Here is a 12,164-nt window from a genome sequence, read left to right as displayed (position 1 = left end):
GTGGAAGCTTTCATTCTCAGCGAAGTGGAACAGGGCGTGATGACGATTACCCTTAATCGCCCGGACCGTCTGAACAGTTTTAACGACCTGATGCACCAGCAGCTGGCGGCGTGCCTGAAACAGGCAGAACGCGACGACAGCGTGCGCTGTTTACTGCTGACCGGCGCCGGGCGCGGCTTTTGCGCCGGGCAGGATTTAAATGACCGCAATGTTGACCCCAGCGGGCCGGCGCCGGATCTCGGCTTATCGGTCGAGCGGTTCTACAACCCCCTGGTGCGCCGTCTGGCGGCGCTGCCGAAACCGGTGATTTGCGCGGTGAACGGCGTCGCGGCGGGCGCGGGGGCTACGCTGGCGATGGGCTGCGATATCGTGCTGGCGGCGCGTTCAGCGAAGTTCGTCATGGCGTTCAGCAAGCTTGGTCTGGTGCCGGACTGCGGCGGCAGCTGGTTTCTGCCGCGCGTGGCGGGGCGCGCGCGGGCGATGGGGCTGGCGCTGCTGGGCGATAGCCTGAGCGCGGAGCAGGCGGCGCAGTGGGGGATGATCTGGCAGGTGGTGGACGACGCCGAGCTGAAAGACACCGGCCTGGCGCTGGCCCGGCACCTGGCCGCCCAGCCAACCTATGGCCTCGGGCTGATTAAGAACGCGCTGCGGCTGGCGGAAACCCAGACCCTGGACCAGCAGCTTGACCTGGAGCGCGACTACCAGCGCCTGGCCGGACGCAGCGCCGACTATCGCGAAGGCGTCAGCGCTTTTCTGGCCAAGCGTCTACCTCACTTCAGCGGGAAATAGCCGATGAGCACAACGTTACCTACCGTCGCGGTGATAGGCAGCGGCACCATGGGCGCCGGCATTGCCGAAGTTGCCGCCGCCGCCGGGCATCCGGTACTGATTTACGACATCGCCCCTGAGGCGGTGGTTCGCGCCATCGACGGGCTTCGCCAGCGGCTGGCCTCCCGCGTCAGCCGCGGCAAGCTGGCGGCGGAACGGGCCGGGGCGCTGCTGTCGCGTCTGGCTCCGGCTGAGGATCTGAGTGCTTTAGCCCGTGCGGAGTTGGTTATTGAAGCCGCCTCCGAGCGCCTGGACGTGAAAAAAGCGCTGTTCAAACAGCTTGCCGAAATCTGCTCCCCGTCGACGCTGCTGGTCAGCAACACGTCGTCGATATCGATCACCGCCATCGCCTCGGGGATAAAACACCCGGAGCGGGTCGCCGGGCTGCACTTCTTTAACCCGGCCCCGGTAATGAAGCTGGTGGAAGTGGTCAGCGGCCTGGCCACCTCGGCGGAAGTCGTTGAACAGCTCTGCCAGCGGGTCAGCGACTGGGGAAAACAGCCGGTTCGCTGCCGCTCTACGCCCGGCTTTATCGTCAACCGCGTGGCGCGGCCTTTTTATGCCGAAGCGTGGCGAGCGCTGGAGGAGCAGGTCGCCGCGCCGGAGGTGATTGACGCCGCCCTGCGCGACGGCGGCGGTTTCCCCATGGGGCCGCTGGCGCTGACCGACCTGATTGGCCAGGACGTCAACTTTGCGGTGACCTGTTCGGTATTTAACGCCTTCTGGCAGGACCGCCGCTATCTGCCGTCGCTGCTGCAGCAGGAGCTGGCGCTGGCCGGACGGCTGGGTAAAAAGAGCGGGCAGGGAGTCTACTGCTGGCCTGCTGAGGCACAGCCTGAGCTGGCCCTGGCCGCCGTATCGGCAGAACGCGCAGCAAAGCGCATAAAACGTGACGTTGTCACCGAGCTGGATGAGGTGCTGCTGCTGGAAACGACCGGTGAAACCGCCCTGGCCCTGAGCTTGCAGCACCGCCGTCCGGTCGTGGTGTACGACCACTGCGCGGGGGATACGGTGGTTATTGCTGGCGCCGTGACTACCCCGCAGTCGGCCATCGACAAAGCCGTTTACCACTTTCAGCAGCAGGGCAAAAAAGTGCTGCAGATCGCCGACTATCCCGGCCTGCTGGTGTGGCGCACGGTGGCGATGCTGGTGAACGAGGCGCTGGACGCGCTGCAAAAAGGCGTCGCCAGCGCGGAGGATATCGATACCGCGATGCGTCTGGGGGTTAACTATCCGCGTGGGCCGCTGGCGTGGGGTGAATCACTTGGCTGGGGCCGGGTGCTGCGGCTGCTGGAAAACCTGCAGGAGCACTATGGCGAAGAGCGCTATCGCCCCTGTTCCCTGCTGCGCCAGAAGGCGCTGATGGAGAGACATCATGAGCAATGAAGCCTGGCACAACGCCCGCGAGATGTACGAGAACGATAACTGTGCGAAAGCGCTGGGAATTGAAATTATCGAGATGGACCAGGGCTACGCGCAGATGACCATGGCGATCACCCCGAACATGCTCAACGGCCACCATACCTGCCACGGCGGACAGCTGTTTTCGCTCGCCGATACCGCCTTCGCCTACGCCTGCAATAGCCAGGGGCTGGCGGCGGTCGCGTCGGCGGCGAGCATCGATTTTCTGCGTCCGGCCTTTGTCGGCGAGCTGCTAACCGCGACGGCGAGAGTTAAGCATCAGGGCAAGCTGACCGGGGTCTATGACATTGAAATTGTTAACCAACAGCAAAAAGTTGTCGCTCTGTTCCGCGGTAAATCGCACCGCATCGGCGGCACAATCACAGGAGAAGTCTGATGCGCGATGCCTTTATTTGTGACGGGATCCGCACGCCGATTGGCCGCTACGGCGGGTCGCTGGCCAGCGTGCGCGCCGACGACCTCGCCGCCATCCCGCTGCGCGAACTGCTGAGCCGTAACCCGAAGTTCGATCCGGCATCGATTGATGATGTGATTCTTGGCTGCGCCAACCAGGCTGGCGAAGACAACCGCAACGTGGCCCATATGGCGACGCTGCTGGCGGGCTATCCGCACACCGTACCCGGTACCACCATTAACCGTCTGTGCGGCTCCGGTCTCGACGCTATCGGCTTCGCCGCACGCGCCATCAAAGCCGGAGAGGCGGATGTGATGATCGCCGGCGGCGTCGAGTCCATGTCGCGCGCGCCGTTTGTGATGGCCAAAGCCAGCGCCTCCTGGCAGCGCCAGGCCGAGTTGTTTGATACCACCATCGGCTGGCGTTTTGTGAACCCGCTCATGCAGCAGCGATTTGGCACTGACAGCATGCCTGAAACGGCGGAGAATGTAGCTGAATTGTTAAATATCAGCCGCGCCGATCAGGACGCTTTCGCTTTCCGCAGCCAGCAGCGTACGGCTCAGGCCCAGCGAGACGGCATTCTGGCGCAGGAGATCGTACCGGTAAACGTTGTCGACAGGAAAGGAGCGGTAAACGTCGTGCGCGATGACGAGCATCCGCGGGCGGACACCACCCTTGAACAGCTCTCGCGGCTAAAAACGCCGTTCCGTCAGGGTGGCGTAGTGACCGCGGGAAATGCCTCCGGCGTCAACGACGGCGCCGCGGCGCTGATTATCGCCAGTTCGCAGCAGGCCATCGTCCAGGGGCTGACGCCCCGGGCGCGTATTGTGGCGATGGCGACGGCGGGCGTCGAGCCGAAGCTGATGGGGCTTGGACCGGTACCGGCGGTACGTAAAGCGCTGGAGCGCGCCGGGCTGAGTATAAACGATATGGATCTGATTGAGCTGAATGAAGCCTTCGCCGCCCAGGCGCTGGGCGTGCTCAGACAGCTGGGGCTGGCGGATGATGCCCCGCATGTTAACCCCAACGGCGGCGCCATCGCCTTAGGCCATCCGTTGGGAATGAGCGGCGCCCGGCTGGCATTAAGCGCCAGCCTGGAGCTGCAGCGCCGCGGCGGGCGCTATGCGCTGTGTACGATGTGTATTGGCGTGGGTCAGGGCATTGCCATGATCCTTGAGCGAGTGTGAGCGAATCTACCTGCGAGTACCCTACAAAATGACAACGATAACTCAATTAGACCCGATTGAAACCGCATCGCGCGACGAGCTACAGGCCCTGCAAACCCAGCGTCTGAAGTGGACCCTTAAGCATGCGTATGAGAACGTGCCGATGTATCGCCGTAAATTTGACGCGGCGGGCATTCATCCTGACGATTTTCACGAACTGAGCGATCTGAGCAAGTTTCCCTGCACCACCAAGCAGGATCTGCGCGACAACTACCCCTTTGATACCTTTGCGGTGCCGATGGAGCAGGTGGTGCGTATCCACGCGTCTTCGGGCACCACCGGCAAGCCGACGGTGGTGGGCTATACGCAAAACGATATTGATAACTGGGCCAATATTGTCGCCCGCTCCCTGCGCGCGGCGGGCGGGACGGCAAAAGACAAAATTCATGTCGCCTACGGCTATGGCCTGTTTACCGGCGGGCTGGGCGCCCACTACGGTGCGGAGCGTTTAGGCGCGACGGTGATACCGATGTCCGGCGGGCAGACCGAAAAGCAGGCCCAGCTGATCCGCGATTTCAAGCCGGATATGATCATGGTGACGCCGTCCTACTGTCTGAACCTGATTGAAGAGCTGGAGCGCCAGATGGGCGGCGACGCCAGCGGCTGCTCCCTGCGGGTGGGGGTGTTCGGCGCGGAGCCGTGGACCCATGCGATGCGGGCGGAAATCGAGCGTCGTCTGGGGATTTCGGCGCTGGATATCTATGGCCTGTCGGAGGTGATGGGGCCGGGGGTGGCGATGGAGTGTCTGGAAACCGCCGACGGTCCGACGATCTGGGAAGACCACTTCTACCCTGAAGTGGTGAATCCGGACACCGGTACGCCGTTGGCGGACGGCGAACACGGCGAGCTGCTGTTCACCACCCTGACCAAAGAAGCGCTGCCGGTGATCCGCTACCGCACCCGCGACCTGACGCGACTGCTGCCGGGCACCGCCCGCACCATGCGCAGGATGGATCGCATCAGCGGGCGCAGCGACGATATGCTGATTATCCGCGGCGTGAACGTCTTCCCGTCGCAACTGGAAGAGGAGATCCTCAAGTTCGAACATCTGGCGCCGCACTATCAGCTGGAAGTTAACCGCCGGGGTCATCTTGATTCACTTTCGGTGCGCGTGGAGCTAAAAGAGAGCGGTCTGGCGCTGAACCACGAGCAGCGCTGTCAGATTTGCCACCAGCTGCGCCACCGGATCAAGTCGATGGTGGGGATTTCGACCGATATCAGCATTGTTAACTGCGGCAGCATTCCGCGCTCCGAGGGTAAGGCCTGCCGCGTGTTCGATCTGCGCAAGGTGGCCGCTAACGAATAACGCATTCTCCCGGAGGCGGCGCATTGCGCCTGTCCGGGCTACCCGATGCCGCAACTCCCGTAGCCCGGGTAAGGCGTTTACGCCGCGACCCGGGGAGTGTGCCGGAGTTGATGTATCAGCTCGGCCTCTTCCCGGCTCCGGGCTACGTGTTCACCGTCGTCTGCGGCCCGGTAGCACGGACAGGTGCGCCATCACCGCCTCCGGGATTTCCTGTGCTATGATTCAAAAAGGACAAAAATCACAACAGAATGAATCAGATGAGTAAACTCGACACCTTTATTCAACAGGCCGTCGCCGCGATGCCCATTAGCGGGACCTCGCTTATTGCTTCTTTATACGGCGACGCCTTGCTCCAGCGCGGCGGAGAGGTCTGGCTCGGCAGCGTGGCGGCGCTGCTGGAAGGGCTGGGATTCGGCGAACGATTCGTGCGTACCGCGCTGTTCCGCCTGAATAAAGAAGAGTGGCTCGATGTGGTGCGCATTGGCCGCCGCAGCTTCTACCGCCTCAGCGACAAAGGCCTGCGCCTGACCCGCCGGGCGGAGCATAAAATCTATCGCGCCAGCGCCCCGGAGTGGGACGGTACCTGGCTGCTGCTGCTGTCGGAAGGGCTGGAGAAGAGCACTCTGGCGGAAGTCAAAAAACAGCTGCTGTGGCAGGGATTTGGCGCGCTGGCGCCGAGCCTGCTGGCTTCGCCATCGCAGAAGCTGGCGGACGTGCAATCTCTGCTGCACGAAGCGGGCGTAGCGGAAAACGTTATCTGCTTCGAAGCGCATTCCCCGCTAGCGCTCTCCCGGGCGGCGCTGCGCGCTCGCGTTGAAGAGTGCTGGCATCTTACCGACCAGAACGCGATGTATGAAACGTTTATCGCCCTGTTTCGACCGCTGCTGCCGCTGCTTCGCGACTGCGAGCCCGCGGAGCTGACGCCCGAACGCTGCTTTCAAATTCAGCTCTTGCTGATTCACTTCTATCGCCGGGTGGTGCTGAAAGATCCGCTGCTGCCCGAAGAGTTGCTCCCCGCGCACTGGGCCGGACAAACCGCGCGCCAGCTGTGCATCAATATTTATCAACGCGTTGCGCCCGGCGCGCTGGCGTTTGTCGGCGAGAAGGGCGAAAGCTCGGTGGGGGAACTTCCCGCGCCGGGTCCGCTCTATTTCCAGCGCTTCGGCGGGCTGTCGGGCGTATAAGGAGGCACCATGCCCATTTATCAGATTGACGGTATGACGCCGGTTGTACCGGACGAAAGCTATGTTCATCCCACCGCCGTGCTGATCGGCGACGTGATCCTCGGCAAAGGGGTCTACGTCGGGCCTAACGCCAGCCTGCGCGGCGATTTTGGCCGTATCGTGGTGAAAGATGGCGCTAACATCCAGGATAACTGCGTGATGCACGGCTTTCCAGGCCAGGACACGGTGGTGGAAGAAGAGGGACATATCGGCCACGGCGCGATTCTGCACGGCTGCACCATCGGCCGCAACGCGCTGGTGGGGATGAGCGCGGTGATTATTGACGGGGCCAGGATTGGGGAAAACAGCATCGTCGGCGCTTCGGCCTTTGTGAAAGCCAACGCCGAAATGCCCGCCAACCATCTGATTGTCGGCAGTCCGGCAAAAGCCATCCGTACATTAAGCGAACAGGAGCTGGCCTGGAAGAAGCAGGGGACGCGGGAGTATCAGATGCTGGTGGAGCGCTGCAAACAGACGCTGCATCAGGTGGAACCGCTCAAAGAAGCAGAGCCGGACAGAAAGCGGCTGGCGTTTGATGAGAATTTGCGGCCGAAATCATCCTCCTGAGGGGAAAAATCATGGCAGAGAAATTATGCGCTCAGTGCCACTGCGGCGCGGTGGCGTTTACCGTTGAGCTCAGCGATGGCTTCAACACCGTTCGCCGCTGTAACTGTTCATATTGCCGGATGCGTGGGGCGGTAGCGGTCTCTGCGCCGCTTTCAGGAATAGATGTTATACGCGGACGGGATAAGCTCACGGAGTATCGCTTTAATACCGGTCAAGCCGTGCACTTTTTCTGCTCAGTTTGTGGGATCTACACTTTTCATCAACGGCGTTCAAACCCGCAGCAGTATGGCGTGAATGTGGCCTGCATAGACGGCGTGTCGCCTTTTGATTTTCCCTGCGTGGAGGTCAACGACGGCGTGAATCATCCAAAAGATGGCGGCGGTGGTGTGGTGGGGTATTTGCGCTACGAGAAAAAGTGAAGCTCTCCTCCCGCCGGGGCGGGAGGAGTCAATTCTTATGCGGCAACAACGCTGTCGATAGCGGCTTTCGCATCGGTCTGCGCTTTCGCTGCAACTTCCGGACCGTAGGCGATGCCTTCAGCAAACACGAAGTTCACATCGGTGATGCCGATAAAGCCAAGGAAGGTAGAGAGGTACGGCGTTACCAGGTCCGTCGGGGTATCTTTATGGATACCGCCGCGGCTGGTGACGACAACCGCGCGTTTACCTTTTACCAGACCTTCCGGCCCTTTCTCGGTGTAGCGGAAGGTCACGCCAGCGCGGTCTACCAGGTCGAAGTAGTTTTTCAACTGGGTAGGGATGTTGAAGTTGTACATCGGCGCCGCGATAACAATCACATCATTCGCCTGCAGTTCAGCGATCAGTTCATCGGAAAGAGCCAGCGCTTCCTGCTGACGCGGCGTCAGCGGCGCATCGCTCGGACGCAGAGCGCCAACCAGCTCGCCGTCCAGAACCGGAATTGGGTTTGCAGCCAGGTCGCGCACGGTGATAACGTCTTGCGCGTGCTTTTCACGCCATTGTTCAACAAAATAGTCGGACAGCTGACCAGATTGCGAGTACCCTGCCAGAATACTGGATTTCAGAACTAATACTTTGCTCATGGGTGTTTCCTTTTTTAATGTGATTGACGGGCCGTTGCCCTGGTGCTTGTTGACACTCTATTCACAATCATGTCGCAGAGAAAGCGCAATAAATCGAACTCTGTATTCAGTTTTTTTGAACAAGGCACGAATTGCGCGGATGTGGTACTCTAACGCAATACATCAAAAGAGATTTTTCCCGGCAGTGCGCTGCCCGATAACGCTATGACAGAACAACAAAAAATAACCTTCTCTCAGCTCGTTGCACGGCTGGATGGCCTGATGCTGCGCGATAAGTCGCGCTTTGCCCGTCGCCTGCACGGCGTGAAGAAGGTTAAAAATCCTGATGCCCAGCAGGCCATCCTTCAGGAGATGGCGCAAGAAATTGAACAGGCGGCAGGGAGAGTCCTGCTGCGCGAAGCCGCCCGGCCGGCAATCGATTATCCGCAGAACCTGCCGGTTAGCCAGAAAAAACAGGAGATTCTCGAAGCCGTGCGCGATCACCAGGTGGTGATTGTGGCGGGGGAAACCGGTTCGGGGAAAACCACCCAGCTGCCAAAAATTTGTATGGAGCTGGGGCGCGGCGTTAAAGGCTTAATTGGCCATACGCAACCGCGTCGTCTGGCCGCGCGTACCGTCGCCAACCGTATTGCCGAAGAGCTGCAAACGGAGCCGGGCGGCTGCATTGGCTATAAAGTCCGCTTTAGCGACCACGTCAGCGATAACACCATGGTTAAGCTGATGACCGACGGTATTCTGCTGGCGGAAATCCAGCAGGATCGGCTGCTGATGCAGTACGACACCATCATTATCGATGAAGCGCACGAACGCAGCCTCAATATCGACTTCCTGCTTGGCTACCTGCGGGAACTGCTGCCGCGTCGCCCGGATCTGAAAATCATCATTACCTCAGCGACCATCGATCCGGAACGCTTCTCGCGCCACTTTAACAACGCCCCGATTATCGAAGTGTCCGGGCGCACCTACCCGGTAGAAGTGCGCTATCGACCCATCGTTGAAGATGCCGACGACACCGAGCGCGATCAGCTGCAGGCGATTTTCGACGCCGTTGATGAGCTCGGGCGTGAAAGCCCCGGTGATATCCTCATTTTTATGAGCGGCGAGCGCGAAATTCGCGATACCGCTGATGCGCTCAATAAGCTGAATCTGCGCCATACCGAAGTGCTGCCGCTGTATGCGCGACTGTCCAACAGCGAACAGAATCGCGTGTTCCAGGCCCACAGCGGGCGGCGGATCGTGCTGGCCACCAACGTCGCGGAAACCTCGCTGACTGTGCCGGGTATCAAGTACGTTATCGATCCAGGCACCGCGCGTATCAGCCGCTACAGCTTCCGGACCAAAGTACAGCGCCTGCCGATTGAGCCGGTTTCCCAGGCGTCGGCTAACCAGCGTAAGGGCCGCTGCGGCCGCGTCTCCGAAGGGATCTGTATTCGTCTTTATTCTGAAGACGACTTCCTGTCGCGTCCGGAGTTTACCGACCCGGAGATTCTGCGCACCAACCTGGCGTCGGTTATTCTGCAAATGACCGCGCTCGGGCTCGGCGATATTGCCGCGTTCCCGTTCGTTGAAGCGCCGGACAAACGCAATATTCAGGACGGCGTGCGCCTGCTGGAAGAGCTGGGGGCGATTACCACTGACGAACAGCAGGCCGCCTATAAGCTGACGCCGATGGGCCGCCAGCTGAGCCAGCTACCGGTGGATCCGCGTCTGGCGCGCATGGTGCTGGAAGCGCAAAAACACGGCTGCGTGCGTGAGGCGATGATTATCACCTCGGCGCTCTCTATTCAGGATCCGCGCGAGCGGCCAATGGACAAGCAGCAGGCGTCCGACGAGAAACACCGCCGCTTCCACGACAAAGAGTCCGACTTCCTGGCGTTCGTCAACCTGTGGAACTACCTGGGCGAGCAGCAAAAAGCGCTCTCCTCGAACCAGTTCCGCCGCCAGTGCCGGGTCGATTTTCTCAACTACCTGCGCGTGCGCGAGTGGCAGGATATCTACACCCAGCTGCGTCAGGTGGTCAAAGAGCTCGGCCTGCCGGTCAATAGCGAGCCGGCGGAGTATCGCGAAATTCACATCGCGCTGCTGACCGGTCTGCTGTCGCACATCGGTATGAAAGACGCCGACAAGCAGGAGTTTACCGGCGCGCGCAACGCCCGCTTCTCCATCTTCCCCGGATCGGGGCTGTTTAAAAAGCCGCCGAAATGGACGATGGTCGCCGAACTGGTGGAAACCAGCCGCCTGTGGGGGCGCATCGCCGCGCGCATTGAGCCGGAGTGGGTTGAGCCGGTGGCGCAGCATCTGATCAAACGCTCGTACAGCGAACCCCACTGGGAGCGCGGGCAGGGCGCGGTGATGGCGACGGAGAAGGTGACCGTTTACGGCCTGCCGATTGTCGCTGCCCGCAAGGTCAACTACAGCCAGATTGACCCGGCGCTGTGCCGCGAACTGTTTATCCGCCACGCGCTGGTGGAGGGCGACTGGCAGACTCGCCACGCTTTCTTCCGCGAAAACCTGAAGCTGCGCAACGAAATTGAAGAGCTGGAGCATAAGTCGCGCCGCCGCGACATTCTCGTCGATGACGAAACGCTGTTTGAGTTTTACGACCAGCGCATCAGCCATGACGTCATCTCCGCGCGCCACTTTGATAAATGGTGGAAGCAGGCCAGCCGCGAGACGCCGGATCTGCTCAACTTTGAAAAGAGCATGCTGATTAAGGAAGGCGCGGAGCAGGTCAGCAAGCTCGACTATCCGAACTTCTGGCATCAGGGCAACCTCAAGCTGCGTCTGACCTATCAGTTTGAACCGGGCGCCGACGCCGACGGCGTGACGGTGCATATTCCGCTGCCGCTGCTCAACCAGGTGGAAGAGGCCGGGTTTGAGTGGCAGATCCCGGGGCTGCGCCGGGAGCTGATAATCGCCCTGATTAAATCGCTGCCGAAGCCGGTGCGCCGCAATTTTGTCCCAGCGCCAAACTACGCGGAAGCGTTTCTCGGCCGCGCGACGCCGCTGGAGCTGCCGCTGCTGGATTCACTGGAGCGCGAGCTGCGGCGGATGACCGGCGTGACTATCGACCGCGAGGCCTGGCAATGGGATCAGGTGCCCGATCACCTGAAAATCACTTTCCGGGTGGTGGACGAGAAAAACAAGAAGCTGCAGGAAGGGCGCTCGCTGCAGGATCTGAAAGATGCGCTGAAAGGTAAGGTGCAGGAGACGCTGTCCGCGGTCGCCGATGACGGTATCGAGCAGAGCGGGCTGCATATCTGGAGCTTTGGCCGGCTTCCGGAGAGCTACGAGCAGAAGCGCGGCAACTACAAAGTTAAGGCCTGGCCGGCGCTGGTGGACGAACGCGACAGCGTGGCCATCAAGCTGTTTGATAATCCGCTGGAGCAGCAGCAGGAGATGTGGCGCGGCCTGCGCCGCCTGCTGCTGCTGAATATCCCGTCGCCGATAAAGTATCTGCACGAAAAGCTGCCGAATAAAGCCAAGCTGGGGCTCTATTTTAACCCCTACGGTAAAGTGCTGGATCTGATCGATGACTGCATCGCCTGCGGTGTGGATAAGCTGATTGACGAAGCGGGCGGTCCGGTCTGGAGCGAAGAGGGTTTTGCCGCGCTGCATGAAAAGGTGCGCGCCGAGCTGAACGAGACGGTAGTGGACATTGCCAAACAGGTCGAGCAGATCCTGACCGCGGTCTTTAACGTCAACAAACGCCTGAAAGGGCGCGTGGATATGACCATGGCGCTGGGGCTGTCGGATATCAAATCGCAGATGAGCGGGCTGGTGTATCGCGGGTTTGTCACCGGTAACGGCTTCCGCCGCCTTGGGGACACGCTGCGCTATCTGCAGGCGATTGAAAAACGGCTGGAGAAAATGGCCATCGATCCGCACCGCGATCGCGCGCAGATGCTTAAAGTGGAGAGCATCCAGCAGGCGTGGCAGCAATGGCTGAATAAGCTGCCGCCTCAGCGCCGTCAGGATGACGACGTGCAGGAGATCCGCTGGATGATTGAAGAGCTGCGCGTCAGCCTGTTCGCCCAGCAGCTCGGCACGCCGTATCCGATTTCCGACAAGCGGGTACTGCAGGCAATGGAGCAGATTACGGCCTAGGCCGCCGCTTTCCCCGGTGGCGCAGGCTGCC

The 12,164-nt window shown here is 60.8% G+C and carries 10 protein-coding genes; 9 read left to right on the top strand and 1 reads right to left on the bottom strand.

Annotated elements, in window-relative coordinates; genetic code table 11:
- The 8 genes from paaG (at position 1) to HMPREF1144_RS12970 (ending at position 7,385) form a co-directional block, all read left to right on the top strand.
- Positions 1-789 (top strand): 2-(1,2-epoxy-1,2-dihydrophenyl)acetyl-CoA isomerase PaaG, encoded by a 789-nt coding sequence (gene paaG / locus HMPREF1144_RS13005; RefSeq protein ID WP_009653083.1) that lies wholly within the window; start codon positions 1-3, stop codon positions 787-789.
- A gap of 3 nt (positions 790-792) precedes the next feature.
- Positions 793-2,214, top strand: coding sequence for a 3-hydroxyacyl-CoA dehydrogenase (locus tag HMPREF1144_RS13000; RefSeq protein ID WP_009653063.1), 1,422 nt, complete (start codon positions 793-795; stop codon positions 2,212-2,214).
- A complete protein-coding gene (paaI, locus tag HMPREF1144_RS12995; protein ID WP_009653011.1) occupies positions 2,204-2,626 on the top strand; it encodes a hydroxyphenylacetyl-CoA thioesterase PaaI in 423 nt (140 codons plus the stop codon). Before HMPREF1144_RS13000 ends, paaI begins: the two co-directional genes overlap by 11 nt.
- Positions 2,626-3,831, top strand: a complete 1,206-nt coding sequence (gene pcaF, locus HMPREF1144_RS12990) for a 3-oxoadipyl-CoA thiolase (RefSeq protein WP_004850511.1) — start codon at positions 2,626-2,628, stop codon at positions 3,829-3,831. The genes paaI and pcaF overlap by 1 nt, the downstream gene beginning before the upstream one ends.
- Before the next feature lie 28 nt (positions 3,832-3,859).
- On the top strand, positions 3,860-5,176 hold the full coding sequence (gene paaK / locus HMPREF1144_RS12985; protein WP_009653030.1) for a phenylacetate--CoA ligase PaaK: 1,317 nt from the start codon (positions 3,860-3,862) through the stop codon (positions 5,174-5,176).
- A gap of 257 nt (positions 5,177-5,433) precedes the next feature.
- Positions 5,434-6,360, top strand: coding sequence for a phenylacetic acid degradation operon negative regulatory protein PaaX (gene paaX / locus HMPREF1144_RS12980; RefSeq protein ID WP_009652999.1), 927 nt, complete (start codon positions 5,434-5,436; stop codon positions 6,358-6,360).
- 9 nt (positions 6,361-6,369) lie between these two features.
- A complete protein-coding gene (paaY, locus tag HMPREF1144_RS12975; RefSeq protein WP_004850516.1) occupies positions 6,370-6,966 on the top strand; it encodes a phenylacetic acid degradation protein PaaY in 597 nt (198 codons plus the stop codon).
- 8 nt (positions 6,967-6,974) lie between these two features.
- Positions 6,975-7,385, top strand: a complete 411-nt coding sequence (locus tag HMPREF1144_RS12970) for a GFA family protein (protein WP_085954975.1) — start codon at positions 6,975-6,977, stop codon at positions 7,383-7,385.
- A 35-nt stretch (positions 7,386-7,420) separates the two neighbouring features.
- Here the strand turns inward: HMPREF1144_RS12970 and azoR are convergent, their stop codons facing one another.
- Positions 7,421-8,026, bottom strand: coding sequence for an FMN-dependent NADH-azoreductase (azoR, locus tag HMPREF1144_RS12965; protein ID WP_009653084.1), 606 nt, complete (start codon positions 8,024-8,026; stop codon positions 7,421-7,423).
- A gap of 204 nt (positions 8,027-8,230) precedes the next feature.
- Between azoR and hrpA the strand changes: the two genes are divergently transcribed.
- Positions 8,231-12,133, top strand: coding sequence for an ATP-dependent RNA helicase HrpA (gene hrpA, locus HMPREF1144_RS12960; RefSeq protein ID WP_009653046.1), 3,903 nt, complete (start codon positions 8,231-8,233; stop codon positions 12,131-12,133).
- Positions 12,134-12,164 lie beyond the last annotated feature (31 nt).

This window comes from Klebsiella sp. OBRC7, assembly GCF_000293135.1.
Taxonomy (GTDB): Bacteria; Pseudomonadota; Gammaproteobacteria; order Enterobacterales; family Enterobacteriaceae; genus Klebsiella; species Klebsiella michiganensis.
Note: the sequence above shows the minus strand (reverse complement) of the source record. Positions and strands in the feature narration are given on the sequence as shown.

Bases quoted from the DNA above. Each gene is read 5' to 3' on its own strand.
- HMPREF1144_RS13000 (WP_009653063.1), top strand. From the start codon at position 793: ATGAGCACAACGTTACCTACCGTCGCGGTGATAGGCAGCGGCACCATG.
- paaI (WP_009653011.1), top strand. From the start codon at position 2,204: ATGAGCAATGAAGCCTGGCACAACGCCCGCGAGATGTACGAGAACGAT.
- pcaF (WP_004850511.1), top strand. From the start codon at position 2,626: ATGCGCGATGCCTTTATTTGTGACGGGATCCGCACGCCGATTGGCCGC.
- paaK (WP_009653030.1), top strand. From the start codon at position 3,860: ATGACAACGATAACTCAATTAGACCCGATTGAAACCGCATCGCGCGAC.
- paaX (WP_009652999.1), top strand. From the start codon at position 5,434: ATGAGTAAACTCGACACCTTTATTCAACAGGCCGTCGCCGCGATGCCC.
- paaY (WP_004850516.1), top strand. From the start codon at position 6,370: ATGCCCATTTATCAGATTGACGGTATGACGCCGGTTGTACCGGACGAA.
- azoR (WP_009653084.1), bottom strand. From the start codon at position 8,026: ATGAGCAAAGTATTAGTTCTGAAATCCAGTATTCTGGCAGGGTACTCG.
- hrpA (WP_009653046.1), top strand. From the start codon at position 8,231: ATGACAGAACAACAAAAAATAACCTTCTCTCAGCTCGTTGCACGGCTG.